Raw genomic sequence first — 17,406 nt, forward strand, 5'->3', positions numbered from 1 at the left:
AAACACTGACGTGCTTGCAGCGGTCCTGACGGGATTTGAACCCGCGGCCTCCACCTTGACAGGGTGGCGAGCACTCCAAACTGCTCCACAGGACCTTGCTATGTGCGAGCACTAGTCTCGCACACGGTAAAGCGTGCCCCCAACGGGATTCGAACCCGTGCTACCGCCTTGAAAGGGCGGCGTCCTGGGCCACTAGACGATGAGGGCTGATGGCCCACCTGGGCGCTTCGCAGCGCCTCGGGGACGTGAGAAGCATATGGGATGCAGGGAGAAACGCCAAAACGGTTTGCCGGCGGCTTGTCGTGAGCCCGCCGGGGCCGGGTGTGGCGCCGGGCGCGCGGGTGGGGGAAGGCCCGCGCGGGCGGGTGGCCGGGACCGCGCCGACGGCCGTTCCGGGGTACGGCGCGGAGCGCGCCCGTGCCGGACAATGGCGAGCGTGCTGGAGATGACGCGCGAGGAGTTCGAGGAACTGGTCGCCGAGGCCCTGGACCGGATCCCGCCGGAGCTGACGCGGCTGATGGACAACGTCGCGGTGTTCGTGGAGGACGAGCCCCCGGCGGACGATCCCGAGCTGCTTGGCCTCTACGAGGGGACGCCGCTGACCGAGCGCGGCGAGTGGTACGCCGGGGTGCTGCCGGACCGGATCACGATCTACCGGGGTCCGACGCTGCGGATGTGCGAGGACCGGGAAGAGGTCGTCCACGAGACGGAGGTGACGGTCGTTCACGAGGTCGCGCACCACTTCGGCATCGACGACGAGCGGCTGCACGCGCTCGGGTACGGCTGACGGGCCGCGGCCGGTGGCCGGGGCTGTCACCCTGCGGCGCTGTCGCTGTCGCTGTCGGTCGCGATCAAGGTCACGGCCGCAGGGTGGAGCCGGTCCAGCGGTCCGTCGGCGGTCCGGGGCGAGATCCGCGGCCGGTGGCCCGAGCCGGCGATCCGGGCCGCCGGGCGGCCGGCGGGCAGGCCGGGAGCGCGGGGCCGGAGGGGCGTCCGGGTCCCTGGGGGCGGGTGAGGCGCGTGACAGCGCCCCGCGCGTGTCCTGCGCGGGGCGGGGCCAGTTGGGCAGGGGGCCTGTCCCACGCGATCCGAAGGCGGTCCCCTTCATGCGCTCCACCTCAGCTCACACAGCCGTCACCCGGATCGCGGCCGTGGCCGTCGCGGCCCTGGCCCTCGGGGGGTGCATGAGCGTGAGCGATCCGGAGCGGCCCGCCTCGTCGCCGGGCGCGGACAAGCGGCGCGAGGCCGCGCCGGAGCCGGACGGCGGGGTGCGGATCCCGGGCGGCCGGCCCGGCCGCCCGGACGCGCGGGCGGTGAAGGGCGCGAGCGGCAGCCCGGCGGCCAGGGGCGCGACCGCCGCGTCCTCCTCCGCCTCGCCCTCCGACGACCCCGAGGCGTCTCCGGAGGCGGTGAAGCCGGGGAAGCCCGGCGGCAAGCCCAAGCCGCCCGGCTCGGGTCCCGGTACCGTCCCGGTACCGGGCAAGCCGCCCGCGCCCTCCCAGGCCCCGCCGCCCCCGCCGAGCAGTCCCGCACCCCCGCCGCCCGCCACCCAGGCGCCCCCGTCCACCACCCCGCCGGCGCCGCAGCCGGGCCCGCAGGCGGGTCCTGTGGCGTAGGCCATTCGGGCGCGGCTTGCGCCGGGGGGTGGGGGGTGCGTATGGTGGTAGATCGTTTGATCCCATTTGCCCGGCGCCTGACAGAAGCGCGCCGTGTGGCGCGTTCCTTACCTTGCCGTGGCTGACCGCATCGAGGCGGTCATTTGTGAAGCCGACACGGAGCTTGGGCGCGTGCCGAAACTCCGGAAGGTTTCGCATTTCGCATGTCTATTTCCACTGAGAACACCGTCATGCCCGAGGGCGACGAGATCGTCGTCACCGAGGCCGTCGACACCGTCGACGCCGTTGACGCCCCCCAGGCCGCTGAGGCCGCCGAGGTCGTCGCCGAAGAGGCCGCCGAGCCCGCCGAGCCGACGATCACCTTCGGTGACCTCGGTCTGGACGACGCGATCGTCCGCAAGCTCGCGCAGAACGGTGTCACCACCCCCTTCCCGATCCAGGCCGCGACCATCCCGGACGCCCTGGCCGGCAAGGACATCCTCGGCCGTGGCCGCACGGGCTCCGGCAAGACGCTCTCCTTCGGTCTCCCGCTGCTGTCCACGCTGGCCGGCGGCCACACCGAGAAGAAGCGCCCCCGCGGTCTGATCCTCACCCCGACCCGCGAGCTCGCGATGCAGGTCGCCGACGCCCTCCAGCCTTACGGTGACGTCCTCGGCCTGAAGATGAAGGTCGTCTGCGGCGGTACGTCCATGGGCAACCAGATCTACGCCCTGGAGCGCGGTGTCGACATCCTCGTCGCCACCCCGGGCCGTCTGCGCGACATCCTCAACCGCGGTGCCGCCACGCTCGACAAGGTCCAGGTCGCCGTCCTCGACGAGGCCGACCAGATGGCCGACATGGGCTTCCTGCCCGAGGTCACCGAGATCCTCGACCAGGTGCCGGCCGGCGGCCAGCGCCTGCTGTTCTCCGCCACCCTGGAGAACGAGATCGACACCCTGGTCAAGCGCTACCTGGTCAACCCGATCACGCACGAGGTCGACCCCTCCGCCGGTGCCGTCACCACCATGACCCACCACGTCCTGGTCGTGAAGCCGAAGGACAAGGCGCCGGTCACCGCCGCCATCGCCGCCCGTAAGGGCCGCACCATCATCTTCGTCCGCACCCAGCTGGGCGCCGACCGCGTCGCCGAGCAGCTGCTCGACGCCGGCGTGAAGGCCGACGCCCTGCACGGCGGTATGACCCAGGGCGCCCGCAGCCGGGTCCTCGAGGACTTCAAGGCCGGCTACGTGAACTGCCTGGTCGCCACCGACGTCGCCGCCCGCGGCATCCACGTCGACGGCATCGACCTGGTCCTGAACGTCGACCCGGCCGGTGACCACAAGGACTACCTGCACCGCTCCGGCCGTACGGCCCGCGCCGGCCAGTCCGGCACGGTCGTCTCCCTGGCCCTGCCGCACCAGCGCAAGCAGATCTTCCGCCTGATGGAGGACGCGGGCGTCGACGCCTCGCGCCACATCGTCGGCGGCTCCGGCGCCTTCGACGAGGAGGTCGCCAAGATCACCGGCGCCCGCTCCCTCACCGAGGTCCAGGCCGACTCCGCCGCCAACGCCGCCAAGCAGGCCGAGCGCGACCTGCAGGAGCTCACCCGTCAGCTCGAGCGCGCCCAGCGCCGTGCGACCGAGCTCCGCGAGGAGGCCGACCGCCTGACCGCGCGCGCCGCCCGCGAGCGTGGCGAGGACCCGGAGGCCGCCGTGGCCGCCGCGGCCGAGGCCGCCGCCAACGAGGCCCAGGCCGAGCAGGCCGCCGCTGCCGCCGCCGCGGTGCCCGCCCAGGCCGCCCCGGCCTACGAGCGCCGTGACGAGCGTGGCAACTTCGACCGCCGCGACGACCGCTCCGGTGGTTTCCGTCGTGACGACCGTCGTGACGACCGCTCCTCGGGCGGCTTCCGTCGTGACGACCGTCCGTCCGGTGGTTTCCGCCGTGACGAGCGTGGTGGCTTCGACCGTCGTGACGACCGTCCCTCCGGTGGTTTCCGTCGCGATGACCGTCGTGACGACCGCTCCTCGGGCGGCTTCCGTCGTGACGACCGTCCGTCCGGTGGTTTCCGCCGTGACGAGCGTGGTGGCTTCGACCGTCGTGACGACCGTCCCTCCGGTGGTTTCCGCCGCGATGACCGTCGTGACGACCGCTCCTCGGGCGGCTTCCGCCGTGACGACCGTCCGTCCGGTGGCTTCCGTCGCGACGAGCGCCGCGACGACCGTCCGGCCGGTGGCGGCTTCCGCCGTGACGACCGCCCCTCCGGTGGCTTCCGTCGCGACGACCGCCCGTCCGGTGGCTTCCGCTCCGGTGGCAGCGACCGCCCGTTCAACCGCGACCGCCGCGACGACCGCCCCTCCGGCGGCCACCGCTCCGGCGGCGGCGACCGCCCGTACGGCCGTCGTGACGACCACCGTGGCAGCAGCGGCGCCGGCTCCTTCGGCCGCCGTGACGACAAGCCGCGCTGGAAGCGCAACGGCTGATAACCGCAGGTGACTTGGGGCCCGTACGACACATCGGTGTCGTACGGGCCCCTCTGCTTCGCCACCCCCGGCCGTTGCGTGGGCCATAACGACTCGGGATAACGCGGTCGGCCGGGCTATGCTGCGGGGTGCGGGCCGTTAGCTCAATTGGCAGAGCAGTGGACTTTTAATCCATTGGTTGTGGGTTCGAGTCCCACACGGCCTACCGCGGCAGGCGCCGGAAAACCCGGCTGACCTGCGATGGAGCGCCCCGTCCGGGCTTACCGGGCGGGGCGTTCCGCTGTTGTGGGGAGACGCTTCGCGGGCCGCCGCGCGGGAGACCGCCGGCCCGGCGGAGTGTCTATGGCGGAGTACGTATGCGGAGACATCTCTTCCGTATGCACCGTTCTTCTCTTCCGTATGAGCCGTTCCGCGGCTTCCTCGCGTCGATGTCGTACCAAAGGGCTATCGCACGACACGTGCGCCTCTTGTCGCGCGTCGCCCACCTCTCGCCGTTCGTGTGCCGTTTCCGTCCAGCCGGGTCGTCCGGGCCGCCGGGGGGCGCCGGGCGGAGGCGCGCCGGTTTGTGGAGGGGTGCGGCGCCGGGGCGCCTACGCCGGGTGCCCGGGCGCCGGGTGACGCCCCCTCCGGCGGCTCCGGCCGTGAATTCCCCGGCGACCAGCGGGACATGCGCTTCGGGCGCGCCCCGGCGGGGGAGTCGGGAGAAGACCCCTGAACCATCGCTTCCGCTGACTCGGGCCCTCATCCGACGAGTTCGCCGGAATCCCGCCCCCCTGCCGTGTTCGCGCCGCTACGGTAAGTGCGCGGGGTGGGTGTGGCGAAGGTCGGGAGGTCGAGGGCCGTGGAGAACTCGCGAGCGGGTGAGGGCGAAAGCGGGAGCGGGCGCACGGAGCGCGAGCGGTGCCAGGGGCGCACCGAGTCCGCGGCGCGCCCGGCGCACGGCCGGCCCGCCGGGGAGCGCGGCGACGGCACCACCCCCGCCGAGCATGTGCGCGAGCTGCTGGACCGCGCGCAGAACGGCTTCGAGATCGGCGAACCGGTGCTCGCCCGGCTGCGGACCGCCCTGATGCACCAGGCCGAACTCCGCTCGTACCGCCAGCGCAACGACGAGTCGCGCCCCCTGCGCTGCAACACCTACCGCCATGTCTTCCTGCTCGCCGACGGCAGCAGCCTGCTGCTGTACGAGCTGGAGCACGACACCGGCACCGAGGAGGAGTTCCTCTACGAGCTCTACGCCCGGGAGGACGCCCTCGACCGCGCCGAGCGCAGGGTGCACGAGCGGATCGGCGGTGGCATCGGCCCCGGCGGCGAGACCGAGGAGCTGCCCGCGTGGCTGGCCGAGGAGCTGCTGCTCGCCATGGGGCCGACCCGGCCCCGCCGCGAGTACGTCTGCGACGCCTCGCCCGACCACGCCCGCCGCCTGCTGCGCCGCGCGGAGAACGAGGACGGCCCCGGCGAGGTGGTGCGCGAGCTGCTCCAGGGGGCGCTCGGCCACCACATCGCGCTGATCACCAAGCCCAGGCGCCGGGGCGCGGGCCGGGACGCGACCTGGTGCCGCTTCTACGAGCACGCGTTCCTGCTGGAGGGCGGGGGCGAGGTCAGCCTCTGGGAGCTGGAGCACAACATGAACACGGACGGCAGGCTCGTGTGCGAGGTCTATCTCGACGAGGCGGAGGCCGAGGTGGCGGCGGACCGGCACGCCCGCGCCCAGGGCGTGGAGCTGTAGCGGGCGGGCCGCGCGGCCCGGCGGGGGCGTGGGTGCGGGTCCGGGCGTGATCGTCGGCGGAAGGGGGGTTACGGGGGCCGCCGACGTGTGTTATGGTCGTTCGAGTTGCAGTTGTGGTACCCATGAACTCGTGTGCGCCTGACGGTTATGTAGCCGAAGGCGCATTTTTGTTTTTAGCCGGTCTATTCCGGTGTGGGGCCCATCCCATTCACAAGGAGATAGACATGGCTACTGGCACCGTGAAGTGGTTCAACTCGGAAAAGGGCTTCGGCTTCATCGAGCAGGACGGCGGCGGCCCGGACGTCTTCGCCCACTACTCGAACATCGCCTCCTCCGGCTTCCGTGAGCTCCTCGAGGGCCAGAAGGTTTCCTTCGACGTCACGCAGGGCCAGAAGGGCCTGCAGGCCGAGAACATCGTCCCCGCCTGACGATGATCGCCCGCCCGGCAGTCGGCTGACCGGTCCTCCGACCGGTCCGGCCCAGGCCCTTCGGCCCTGCCGGGCACCGCATCACGCTTGACGCAATGGGGCCCGCACCACTGGGTGCGGGCCCCATTGTCGCCCCCGCACCAGCGCGCCCAGGCTTTTCCGCCGCCCGTCCGTCCCGGACGGGCCTCGCGATGCGAAGTCCTCATCTCGGGCGTGCCACCCCATTGAGGGAAGGTCCCCGTATGACTCGCTCCGCCCGCCCCGCCCGCTCTTCCGACGGCGGCGGTTCCCCGCGCTCGCGCGCCGGCCAGCCGTCCCGTGGCGGCCAGTCCGGCCGCGGCGGCCAGTCCGCGCGCCGCCGCCCGGCCCCCGCTCCGCTGCAGGGTGACTTCGAGACGCCCGTCTCCACCACGCCCGCGCTGCCGCCCGTGGCCTCCTTCGCCGACCTGGACATGCCGAACGGCCTGCTCGCCACGCTGACCCGCGAGGGCGTCACCGAGCCGTTCCCGATCCAGGCCGCGACGCTGCCGAACTCCCTCAGCGGCCGTGACGTGCTCGGCCGCGGCCGCACCGGCTCCGGCAAGACCCTCGCCTTCGGCCTGGCGCTGCTGGCCCGTACGGCCGGCCGCCGCGCCGAGTCCGGCCGCCCGCTCGCCCTGGTGCTCGTCCCCACCCGTGAGCTCGCGCAGCAGGTCACCGACTCGCTCAGCGTCTACGCGACCGCGGTCAACCTGCGGATCGCCACCGTCGTCGGCGGCATGTCCATCGGCCGCCAGGCCCAGACGCTGGCGCGCGGCGCCGAGGTGCTGGTCGCCACCCCCGGCCGGCTCGCGGACCTGATCCAGCGCGGCGACTGCAAGCTCGGCGACGTGGCGATCACGGTCCTGGACGAGGCCGACCAGATGGCCGACATGGGCTTCCTGCCGCAGGTCACCAAGCTGCTCGACCAGGTGGACCCGGACGGGCAGCGGATGCTGTTCTCCGCCACCCTGGACCGCAACGTCGACCGGCTCGTCCGCCGCTTCCTGTCCGACCCGGTGACCCACTCCGTCGACGCGTCCGTGGGCGCGGTCTCGACGATGGACCACCACCTGTTCCACCTCACGGACCAGGACAAGAAGGACGCCGTCACGCGCATCGCCGCCCGTGAGGGCCGCGTGATCATGTTCGTGGACACCAAGCGCGGCGCCGACCGGCTGGTGAAGAAGCTGCTCTCCGAGGGCGTACGGGCGGCCGCGCTGCACGGCGGCAAGAGCCAGCCGCAGCGCAACCGCACCCTGGAGCTGTTCCGCACCGACGAGGTCACCGCGCTGGTCGCGACGAACGTCGCCGCGCGCGGCATCCACATCGACGGTCTCGACCTGGTCGTGAACATCGACCCGCCGGTCGACCACAAGGACTACCTGCACCGCGGCGGCCGCACGGCGCGCGCGGGCGAGTCCGGCACGGTCGTCACGCTGGTGCTGCCCGAGCAGCGGCGTGAGATGAGCCGCATGATGGCCACGGCGAAGATCACCCCGAACGTCATCAACACCCACCCGCGTGACCCGGAGCTCGTCCGTATCACCGGTGCCCGTGAGCCCAGCGGTGTCGCGGTGGTCATCACGCCGCCGGCCCCGGCCCAGCCGCAGGGCTCCGGCAAGTCCTCGTCCCGTTCGCGTTCGCGCGGCTCCGGCTCGGGCGCGGCGGGCGGTTCCGCCGCCGGTACCGGTTCGCGCGGCAGCCGGGGCGGGCGCGGTCGTACGCGCACGGAGCCGGGCGCTGCCGGCGGGTCCGGTGGCGGCGGCTTCCGCGGCCTCGCGGCGGGCGGCAACGGCAACGGCTCCCGCCGGTCCGCCGCCGGCCGCCCCGCCAACGGGGCCGGCCGCCCCCGCCGCAGCAGCGGCGGCGCGGGCGGCGGCGCGCGGCGTCCTTCGTAGGACACAGCGGGCCGGGGGCGCCCGCCGTCCCTCCTAGGGCGTGGGGCGGGGCATCCACCGTCTTGCCCGGCCCGCGGCGGGCGGGGGCGCCCGTGGTCTCTCCTGGGCCTCAGCGGGCGGGGGCTTTCCCGGCCTCGCCCCCTCTTTCGCCCCCGGAGCTCGGCTCCGGACCCGTTTCCCAGGCGCCGGGCGGGCTGATCTTCAGCCCGCCCGGCGCCTGAGGACTTTCGGGAAGGTGCGGGAAGGGGAAAACCCCCGCCCGCACCCGCCGTAGCCACCGCGCCGCCCGCGCCCCGCACCCGCTTGGCCCACCACCGTTCGCCCCCGTCACCCCCACCCGGAAGGGTAGGGACGTGACGTGCGGGACGTCCGGTCAGGAGAGAGCGCGGTGGGGAACCGAAACGGGCACCGGAATCCCGTGGCCAGGCGGGTCGCCCGCCGGCTCCCGGCCGCTCTGATCGCCTTCGGCGTCCTCTTCGACCTCGCCACCCCCTCCCACTACACCAGCGCCCCTCTCCTCTCCGCCGCCCCTCTCGTCGCGGCCCCCCTCTCCTCCTGGCGCGCGACCGCCGGTGCCGCGGCGGCGGCCACCGCGGCCGCGATCGGGCTCGCCTTCCACGTCCGCACGGAGGACCTCGGCGCGTCCCTGAGCGAGGTCCTCGCCATCGCGGTGGTCTCCCTCCTCGCTCTCGGCATCAACCGCCTCGCCCGCCGCAGCTCCCAGCAGCTGGCCTCCGCCCGGGGCATCGCCGAGACCGCGCAGCGCGCCGTGCTGCCGGTGCCCCCCGCCCGTATCGACGGCCTCCGGGTCGCGGCCCGCTACGTCGCGGCGCAGGCCGACGCCCGGATCGGCGGTGACCTCTACGCCGTCCAGGACACCCCGCACGGGGTACGCGTCATCGTCGGCGACGTACGGGGCAAGGGCCTGGAGGCGGTCGAGGCCGTCGCCGTGGTGATCGGGGCGTTCCGGGAGGCGGCCGAGCAGGAGCGCACGCTGGAGGGGCTCGCGGCACGTCTGGAGCGCGCGTTGCAGAGGGAGGGCTCCCGGCGCGCGAACCTGGATCAGTTCGAGGGCTTCACCACCGCCGTGCTGGGGGAGATAGTGCCCGGCGAGCCCGTCCTGCGCCTGGTGAACCGCGGTCACCCGCCGCCCCTCCTGTTCTACGCGGACGGCCGCGTCGGGGAGGCGGAGCCGACCGTTCCCGCCCTGCCCCTCGGGATGGGGGAGCTGGGGATGTGGCCGGACAGGGTGGAGGAATGGGAGTTCCCCACCGGGACGATGCTGCTGCTGTTCACGGACGGGGTGACGGAGGCCCGGGACGCGAACGGTGTCTTCTACGACCCGCGGGCCCGGCTGTCCGGACGCCCCTTCAGGAGCCCGGAGTCGCTCCTCGACGTCCTCGTCATGGACGTCACCCACCATTCGGGCGGGCACACGGAGGACGACATGGCGCTGCTGGCCATTCGGCGCGGGGACGGCCGCTTCCAGCGCGCGGTGACCGGGACGGCGGCCGGCGCGACCGCGCTGCCGAAGCCGGTGGACACCGTCCGTAGTCGATCTTGATCGATGCGCATTTCCCCCACGGGGCACCGCCGAAGGGCGGTCGGTTGTGCGAACGGATACCTGCTCAGATAAGTGCCCGGATGTGCGAACTGACGAATGATCATCTGCGGGCGATCGTAAAGTCTGGCCAAGAAGCCTGCGGATTCACGCTTTCGGCTTGGATTCCGGCTGGCAAGTCTATTAACGTTCGATAACGCAGCGCGGTCCTCACAACCGCCGTAAGAGGCGGCGCCGTGCGCCTTCGCCGAATCCCTCGGGCACAGCTCCACCTGATCCACCAGCGGTATCTGGGAACCGGGGAACCACCCACCCTGGGGTGAATCGGGCCGCACCCCGGCCCGTAGGAGACCTTCCTGCTCCGAACCCGTCAGCTAACCCGGTAGGCGAGAAGGAAGGAAAGGAGAACGCCCCCGTGGCGTCCAACGAGCCTGCCCTTGGCGACAGTCCACTGCCGCACGCCCCTTCGCTGCCCGCCGGGTACGACGGCATGCCGTACGCGACGGAGTACGGCGCGGCGCACGCGCCCGAGCCCGGGCACGTAGCGGAATACGCACCCGAATACGCGTCCCGGTGCGTAGGGGAGCACGAAGGCGCGTACGAAGACGCGTACGAAGGTGCGTACGAGACCGGGCCCGAGGCCGGGTACGCGTCCGGCCCGTATCCGTCCGGCCTGTATCCGTCCGGCCCGTACGAGGCCGGTTACGAAACCGCCCATGTGCCCGAGTACACGGCCGATTACGGGTCCGAGCCGATGCCCGGGCCCGTGCCGGGACTCGTTCCCGGATACATGCCGGCGTACGTCGATCCGGAGGACCGGGCCGAGCCGGAACAGGCCCCCGGACCCGTCGCCGCCGGGCCCTCGGCCCCCGCCTCCACGTCCTCCTTCTTCTCGTCCTCCGCCTCCGCCCGGGGCCGGCACCGCGTGGCCAAACAGCGCGGCGGCACGATGGCCCGCAGCGGCGCGGTGCTCGGCGTCGGCGTCATGGCGGCCGTCGGCGCGGGCGGCATGGCGAGCGCGCAGGACCGCCCGCCGGCCCCGATATCCGTGCCGGACCTGTCGGGGATTCCGGGCGTCGGGGCGTTCATGAGCAAGGGCGACGCCGGTGCCGGCACGAAGGGGAAGGCCGCCGCCGATTCCGGAAGAGCCGCGTCCGAAGCGGCCGCCGCCGCGCCCGGTGCCGACCAGCCGCTGACCCGGGCGGGCCTGTCCGCCGAGGACGAGGCCCGTGGCACGGCGACGGCGGGCGAGGCGCTGCGCGCCCGCATCCTCCAGCAGGCCGAGTACCAGCAGAACGCCGCCGACGACGAGGCGCGCGACGCCAAGGCGCGGGAGGCCGCGGAGGCGCAGCGGGAGGCCGCCCGGGAGCGGGCGGAGGAGGCCAGGGCCGCGGAGGCGGAGGCCCGGAAGGCGGCCGAGGCGGAGAAGGCGGCGGAGTCCCAGGCGAAGGAGGAGAAGGAGCACGCGTCCTCGTCCTCGTCCTCCGAGGAGTCCTCCGGATCGTCTTCGAGGGCTTCGTCGGGCTCGTCATCGGGCTCTTCCTCGCGGTCGTCCTCGGGCTCCGGTTCGGGCTCCGGTTCGGGGTCCGGTACGGGCGCGCGCTCGGGCTCGTACAGCCTGCCGGTCGGCTCGTACACCCTGACCGCGGGCTTCGGCCAGGCGGGCGGCATGTGGTCCGCGAACCACACCGGCGAGGACTTCGCCGCGCCGACGGGTACGCCCGTCAAGGCGGTGGGCGGCGGCACGATCACCCAGGCGGGCTGGGCGGGGGCGTACGGCTACCGCATCGTGCTGCGGCTGGACGACGGTACGGAGCTCTGATTCTGCCACCTGTCGTCGATGGTCGTGACGTCGGGGAAGGTCGCGGCCGGGGACGTCATCGGCCGGGTGGGGGCGACGGGCAACGTCACCGGTCCGCATCTGCACCTGGAGGTCAGGCCGGGCGGCGGAGGTCCGGTGGCCCCGCTGTCGTGGCTGCGGGCGCGGGGCCTTCAGCCGTAGCGGGGGTCGTGGCGGTACACCGGGCGCGTGCCTGGGACCGTGCCGCGTGCCCGGGACCGTGCCGGGGGAGGCCCTCAGCCCCTCGCGCGGCCCCGGCAGCCCCTGGCGCGGTCCCGGAGCCCCTGGCGCGGTCCCGGCCCGCATATCCGGCGCGTGAACGGTTACCCGGCGCGCGTGACGGCTCACGCGACGCCAGACGCGACCACCCCCGGCGCGGCGATCACCACCTCCGTGCCCGCCCGGCTCGACCGGCTGCCTTGGTCGAGGTGGCACTGGACGGTGGTGATCGGCCTCGGCACGGTGTGGATCCTCGACGGCCTGGAGGTCACGGTCGTCGGCAACATCGCGGGCCGGTTGTCGGAGTCCGGCAGCGGTCTGCCCGTGACATCCGGGGAGGTCACGGGCCTGGCGGCGGCGCTGTACGTGGCCGGGGCGTGCGGTGGCGCGCTGTTCTTCGGCCGGCTGACCGACAAGTACGGCCGCAAGAAGCTCTTCATCGTGACGCTCGCGGTCTATCTGGCCGCGACCGCGCTCACCGGGCTCTCCTTCTCCTCCTGGTGGTTCTTCGCGTTCCGCTTCCTGACCGGCTTCGGCATCGGGGGTGAGTACGCGGCGATCAACTCCGCCATCGACGAGCTGATACCCGCCGCCTTCCGGGGCCGCGTCGACCTGATCATCAACGGCAGCTTCTGGCTGGGCGCGGTCGGCGGCTCCCTGCTGTCCCTCGTCATGCTGGACACGGACATCTTCCCCATGGACGTGGGCTGGCGGCTGACCTTCGCGCTGGGCGTCGTCCTGGGGCTCGTCATCCTGCTCGTACGCCGCCATGTGCCCGAGAGCCCGCGGTGGCTGTTCATCCACGGGCGGGGAAAGGAGGCCGAGGACCTCGTCACGTCGATCGAACGGCGGGTGGAGGCGGAGAAGGGGCACGGACTGCCGCCACCCGAGGGTGAGATCACCATCCACCAACGGGGCCCCGTCACGTTCCGCGAAATAGCCCGCACGGTCTTCTCGCGATACCGGCGGCGGGCGGTCCTGGGCCTGTCGCTCTTCATCGGGCAGGCTTTTCTCTACAACGCCATCACGTTCGGATTCGGTGCCATCCTCACGACGTTCTTCGGCGTCTCCACCTCGCGCACCGGCTACTTCTTCGCGGTCATCGCGGCGGGCAACTTCATCGGCCCGCTGGTGCTCGGGAAGCTTTTCGACACGGTCGGGCGGCGGGTCATGATCTCGTCGACGTATCTGCTCTCCGGTGTCCTGCTCTTCGGTACGGCGTGGCTCTTCGGCGCCGGCCGGCTGACCGCCACGACCCTCACCGCCTGCTGGGCGGTCGTCCTCTTCTTCGCCTCCGCGGGCGCGAGCAGCGCCTATCTCACCGTTTCCGAGATCTTCCCGATGGAGACGCGAGCCATGGCCATCGCCTTCTTCTACGCCCTGGGCACGGCGGCCGGCGGCATCAGCGGGCCGCTGCTCTTCTCGGACCTGACCAGCAGCGGCGTCGTGGGCGACACGGTCCTGGCCTTCCGGATAGGCGCGTCGCTGATGTGCCTGGCGGGCCTGGTCGCGGCGTTCCTCGCGGTACGGGCGGAGGGGCGCTCCCTGGAATCGATCGCGGAGCCTTTGTCGGCGAAGCGCCCGGATCCCGTACCGGCGACCGCGGAATAACCACCCCCGTAAGGGAGTTAAACCGGAACATGGCTGACATCCACCAGAAGATCGGCAACCTTTCCGTACACCCGCTGGCACTCGGCGGCAATGTCTTCGGCTGGACGGCGGACGAGGCGGAGTCCTTCGCGGTCCTCGACGCGTACGCCGCGGCGGGCGGCAATTTCATCGACACCGCCGACGTCTATTCCGCGTGGGTCCCCGGGAACAGCGGCGGTGAGTCCGAGACGGTGATCGGAAAGTGGTTCGCCTCCCGTGGCAACCGCGCCGACATCGTGCTGGCCACCAAGGTCGGCGCGGGATATCCCGAACCGCGCGGGCTGTCGTCGACCGTGATCAAGGCGGGCGTGGAGGATTCCCTCCGCCGCCTGGGCACCGATTACATCGACCTCTACTACACGCACTACGACGACCCGTCCGTCCCGGTCGAGGAGTTCGTCTCGACGCTCGACGCGCTGGTGAAGGAGGGCAAGGTCCGCGAGATAGCCGCCTCCAACATCACCCCGGAGCGCCTGGCGGAGGCCCTGGCGTTCTCCGACGCCTCCGGCCTGGCGAAGTACGCCGCGATCCAGCCGCACTACAACCTGGTCTCGCGGGAGACGTACGAGGGCGAACTGGCGGCGGTGGCGGCCGGGCACGGCCTGGCGGCGGTGCCGTACTACGCCCTGGCGTCCGGCTTCCTCACGGGCAAGTACCGCCCCGGCACCACGGTCGACAGCCCGCGGGCGGAAGGGGCCGGCAAGTACTTGGCGTCGGAGCGTGGCCCGCGCGTCCTGGCGGCCCTCGACGAGGTGGCCGCGGCGCACGACGCCGAGATCGCGACGGTCGCCCTGGCCTGGCTCGCGGCTCAGCCGACGGTGGCGGCGCCGCTGGCGAGCGCCCGCACGGTGGAGCAGCTGCCGGCCCTGCTGGCGGTGGCGGACCTGAAGCTCACGGAGGCGGAGCTGGCGCGTCTGACGGAGGCGTCGGCGTAAGGCGACGGGGGCGCGAAGCGGGGGCGTAAGGCGAAGGGGTGGGCGCGCGAAGAGCGGCGCCCACCCCGTCCGTATACGTATACGCCTCAGGCCCGGCTCTCCACGACCCAGGAGGCGAGCGCGACCCCACCGGCGACGGCGAAGACGGAAGGCCAGGCTCCGACCTTCTTGGCCAGCGGGTGCGACCCGCCGAACGCGGCCACGTAGAGCCCGGTCAGCGCGGCGGCCTTGGGCGCCCCGACCGTGCCGCTCCACTGCCGGGCGGCCACGGCCCCGGCGGCCGCCAGCGCCACCCCGCCGAGGGGCCGCTTCTTGGTCCACCGGGCGATGCCGTACCCGCCGACGAGCCCACCAGCGGCAACAACAGACGTCGGAATCCGACCCATCCCGCAACCTCCGCATCAAGGAACGAACTGCTCGCTCCAAGCTAACTTCATGGCGCATGGATCTTGGGGTCGGGTCGGGTCGGGGCGGGGGCGGGGCGGCTGGTGCGCTGTGTCGCTACGAGCCGGAGGCCGCAGGGCCGAGATTGCCCTCGATCCGGCCCAGCAGCCTGGAGACGGCGGCTCGTTCGGAGTCGTCGAGACCGTGCAGGGTGAGCTCCTCCAGCTGCTGCCAGGCCTGGACGACCTGCTCCTGAAGCGCCTGCGCGGCGGCGGTGGGCTCGACGAGGACGGCCCGGCGGTCGGTGTCACTGCGCTGCCGCCGGACGAAGCCGGCCTGCTCCAGCCGCTGCACCATGCGCGTCACGGTGGACGCGTCCAGGCCGAGCAGGTCGATCAACTGGGCCTGAGGCTGGGGGCCGTGGTCCCACAGGTGCATCATCAGCAACTCCTGCCCTGGGTGCAGGCCCAGGCGGCGCAGCAGCTGTCCGGCGGCGATGCGGTGGAGGCGGGCGACGCGGGCGAGGGCGTGACTGACGGTGTCGTGGGTGGCGGACATGAAATTGATTGTACAAGCAAGGAGTAGGGGGTGGGGGAGGGAAGATCTCGGCGGCTGCTTGCGAAACAAGCCGGTCAGACATTTAATTGGCCGCACAAGCAATAAGCGTCCCCAGGGGAGGAAGCCATGCGAACCATCACCGCGACCGTGCCCGTCAACGAGCCCGTCGACGAGCCGGGCCGGACGGAGCAGGTGCGCTTGGACCGCGACGAGGTGTGGGCGGGGCTGCTGGACAAGGCGCAGAACGCGGTGCCGTACGTGCCCGGGATGCAGGAGTGCACCGTGGTGGAGCGCGGGCCGGAGGGCCTGGTGCGGGAAGTGGTCATCCACGGCGAACGAGTACGGGAGGAAGTGACCTTCCACCCGAAGCGCCGGGTCACCTTCTCCCGCGACGACGAGCGCGCGACCTGGCTGATCCACAACGACATCGGCGAGGACGAGACCGGCCTCACCCTCACCTTCAGCGCCACGATGGACCTCGCCGAGGGCGAGGAGGGCGACCACCAGGCGGAACGCGTACGCGAGGGCTATCTGGAGGCCCTGCGGACGACGCTTGCCCGCACCCGCGAGAACGTGGCGGCGGGCCGCGCGCTCATCACGCGCTGAGGCTGGCTTGCCTCATTCCGGGCGTTGTCGAGGTGCCCGCAAAGGCGCGCCCCGGCTTCCGAAGGAGGGGTAGGCCTCACGGTGGGCCTGGAGGTCTAGCGGCTCATGACGTTGGCCCGGTTTCGGCCTGGCGCGCGCGGGCGCTTGGCGAGGAGCTAATGAGCCTTCTCTTCAAGCGTCGGCCGATGGAAACCAGTGGCGAGAGTGCCGTCACAGCGCGATACGTTAATCGCATCATCATTGAATCTGTGGGGGTTGCTCCGACTGAGGGCGGAGTGGCGTTGAGCGGCTCGGGGGGTCAGATGACGGCCTGGTTGGTGATCGCGGTAGAGGAGCGCAAGCGTGCCGGAGACGGGTATGACGACGATCCGTTCCGCCACTACAGCTGGGATGAACGGGTTCCGAACGCCGCGACGGTGGCGGTCGGTGATGTGATCGCGCTATGGGACACCAAGACGTTGCTCGGGGTCTCGGTCATCGAGGCGATCGAGAAGGGGCGAGGTGAGAAAATTCTACAGTCTTGCCCGTTTTGTGGGCGGGCTGACGTCGCTCCTCGCAAGACGATGACTCCCGAGTACAAGTGCTGGAAGTGTAAGGAGGAGTTCAGTGAGCCAGCCACTAGGTCGATCACGGTCACGACTTACCGAAGCCGACATGAAGCCGCGTGGATTGATCTACGCGGTCTAGCCTCAGGGGCTGAGCTACGCCAACTGTGCGAGAAGCCGGGGTCACAGCTAAGCCTGCGCCGCCTACGGTGGGATGACTTTCGGGCCAGGATTGAGAGAGGTAAGGCGCCCACCCCGTTGACTATCGTCGACACCCTTCGAGAGATTGTTGCAGGGGGCCATCGCGAGACTACGGTGCGGGCCCGCGTCGGGCAGCCCGCTTTTCGAGAAGACTTGCTTACCACTTTCGGTTCAGTTTGCGCTTTCACCGGCCCTGGACCCGAACAAGCATTGGAAGCGGCCCATCTCTACAGCTATGCGGCCAACGGGAGGCATTACAAGGGCGGGGGCCTACTCCTTCGTCGCGACCTGCATCGACTCTTCGACCTTGGCCTCATCGCCGTCAACCCCGAGACACAGACAGTAGATGTTTCCGGCGACCTGGCCTGCTATCCGACCTACGCCCAGTTGCAGGGGCGGCCGCTATCTGTCGCGATTACCATTGATCACCGCAAGTGGCTTGGTAAGCACTGGAACATGCACCGCTGTGCCCGCGATCGTCTTGAGTCGAGGAAGTCGCGACAAGTCCATTCTGCCTGACCTGCCGAGGAGTTCGTATGACGGTGTCTCGCCTGGGCGGGTGGTGGAGTCGTTTAGGAGTCCTTTCGTATCTAGCCGCTGATGACGCCGACTCCGAGGCTCATACTCCACTTTGAACCGTTCCGACTTCTCTGCCGCTCCGTTGTGAGCTAGCAGAGAGGATGGGCGCCATGCCCAAGAAGATTGACTCAACGCTTCGTAGCCAGGCTGTGCGGCTGGTGATGGAGCATCGCGCGGAGT

Annotated in this window: 13 protein-coding genes, 3 tRNA genes, 1 pseudogene and 1 riboswitch; of the genes and pseudogenes, 13 read left to right on the forward strand and 4 right to left on the reverse strand. The window is 71.7% G+C overall.

Going from position 1 to position 17,406, the window contains the following annotated elements; all coding sequences use genetic code 11:
- Window positions 1–20: 20 nt before the first annotated feature.
- Both LUZ64_RS12845 and LUZ64_RS12850 read right to left on the reverse strand, forming a co-directional pair.
- Window positions 21–95: transfer RNA gene (locus LUZ64_RS12845), tRNA-Asp, on the reverse strand.
- Between the two features lie 39 nt (window positions 96–134).
- Window positions 135–207 (reverse strand) — tRNA-Glu (locus LUZ64_RS12850).
- Between the two features lie 229 nt (window positions 208–436).
- On the opposite strand from LUZ64_RS12850, the gene LUZ64_RS12855 reads away from it, so the two are divergent.
- The 11 genes and pseudogenes from LUZ64_RS12855 to LUZ64_RS12905 all read left to right on the forward strand — a co-directional run bounded on the left by LUZ64_RS12855 (window position 437) and on the right by LUZ64_RS12905 (window position 14,353).
- A complete protein-coding gene (locus tag LUZ64_RS12855) occupies window positions 437–787 on the forward strand; it encodes a metallopeptidase family protein (protein WP_087930580.1) in 351 nt (116 codons plus the stop codon).
- Between the two features lie 319 nt (window positions 788–1,106).
- Window positions 1,107–1,616, forward strand: coding sequence for a hypothetical protein (locus LUZ64_RS12860; protein WP_232389875.1), 510 nt, complete (start codon window positions 1,107–1,109; stop codon window positions 1,614–1,616).
- A 203-nt stretch (window positions 1,617–1,819) separates the two neighbouring features.
- Window positions 1,820–4,075 (forward strand): DEAD/DEAH box helicase, encoded by a 2,256-nt coding sequence (locus LUZ64_RS12865; RefSeq protein WP_095584886.1) that lies wholly within the window; start codon window positions 1,820–1,822, stop codon window positions 4,073–4,075.
- Window positions 4,076–4,207: 132 nt separating this feature from the next.
- Window positions 4,208–4,280 (forward strand) — tRNA-Lys (locus LUZ64_RS12870).
- Between the two features lie 636 nt (window positions 4,281–4,916).
- Complete coding sequence (locus LUZ64_RS12875) at window positions 4,917–5,801, forward strand: DUF6227 family protein (RefSeq protein WP_267897241.1); 885 nt, start codon at window positions 4,917–4,919, stop codon at window positions 5,799–5,801.
- 224 nt (window positions 5,802–6,025) lie between these two features.
- The gene (locus tag LUZ64_RS12880) at window positions 6,026–6,229 is read left to right on the forward strand and encodes a cold-shock protein (protein ID WP_037661310.1); all 204 of its coding nucleotides are present in this window, start codon (window positions 6,026–6,028) and stop codon (window positions 6,227–6,229) included.
- A 242-nt stretch (window positions 6,230–6,471) separates the two neighbouring features.
- Window positions 6,472–8,148 carry a DEAD/DEAH box helicase gene (locus LUZ64_RS12885; RefSeq protein WP_232389874.1) on the forward strand — a complete coding sequence of 559 codons (1,677 nt, stop codon included), beginning with the start codon at window positions 6,472–6,474 and terminating at the stop codon, window positions 8,146–8,148.
- A 418-nt stretch (window positions 8,149–8,566) separates the two neighbouring features.
- Complete coding sequence (locus tag LUZ64_RS12890; RefSeq protein WP_308251411.1) at window positions 8,567–9,712, forward strand: PP2C family protein-serine/threonine phosphatase; 1,146 nt, start codon at window positions 8,567–8,569, stop codon at window positions 9,710–9,712.
- A 256-nt stretch (window positions 9,713–9,968) separates the two neighbouring features.
- Window positions 9,969–10,113, forward strand: a riboswitch (cyclic di-AMP (ydaO/yuaA leader).
- Window positions 10,114–10,499: 386 nt separating this feature from the next.
- Window positions 10,500–11,711 (forward strand): annotated as a pseudogene (locus LUZ64_RS12895) (M23 family metallopeptidase).
- Window positions 11,712–11,885: 174 nt separating this feature from the next.
- Window positions 11,886–13,379 (forward strand): MFS transporter, encoded by a 1,494-nt coding sequence (locus LUZ64_RS12900; RefSeq protein WP_095579434.1) that lies wholly within the window; start codon window positions 11,886–11,888, stop codon window positions 13,377–13,379.
- 29 nt (window positions 13,380–13,408) lie between these two features.
- Window positions 13,409–14,353, forward strand: a complete 945-nt coding sequence (locus tag LUZ64_RS12905; protein ID WP_095579431.1) for an aldo/keto reductase — start codon at window positions 13,409–13,411, stop codon at window positions 14,351–14,353.
- 86 nt (window positions 14,354–14,439) lie between these two features.
- On the opposite strand, the gene LUZ64_RS12910 is transcribed toward LUZ64_RS12905, so the two are convergent.
- Window positions 14,440–14,739, reverse strand: a complete 300-nt coding sequence (locus tag LUZ64_RS12910; protein ID WP_095579430.1) for a hypothetical protein — start codon at window positions 14,737–14,739, stop codon at window positions 14,440–14,442.
- Between the two features lie 115 nt (window positions 14,740–14,854).
- Window positions 14,855–15,295 carry a MarR family winged helix-turn-helix transcriptional regulator gene (locus LUZ64_RS12915; RefSeq protein WP_095579429.1) on the reverse strand — a complete coding sequence of 147 codons (441 nt, stop codon included), beginning with the start codon at window positions 15,293–15,295 and terminating at the stop codon, window positions 14,855–14,857.
- Window positions 15,296–15,421: 126 nt separating this feature from the next.
- Between LUZ64_RS12915 and LUZ64_RS12920 the strand changes: the two genes are divergently transcribed.
- Window positions 15,422–15,901: an SRPBCC family protein gene (locus LUZ64_RS12920; protein ID WP_095579428.1), complete on the forward strand. Its 480-nt coding sequence runs from the start codon at window positions 15,422–15,424 to the stop codon at window positions 15,899–15,901.
- A gap of 158 nt (window positions 15,902–16,059) precedes the next feature.
- Complete coding sequence (locus LUZ64_RS12925) at window positions 16,060–17,166, forward strand: HNH endonuclease (RefSeq protein ID WP_232389873.1); 1,107 nt, start codon at window positions 16,060–16,062, stop codon at window positions 17,164–17,166.
- The last annotated feature ends 240 nt before the right edge of the window (window positions 17,167–17,406 follow it).

This window comes from Streptomyces albireticuli, from assembly GCF_021228125.1.
In the GTDB taxonomy this organism is placed as follows: Bacteria; Actinomycetota; Actinomycetes; order Streptomycetales; family Streptomycetaceae; genus Streptomyces; species Streptomyces albireticuli.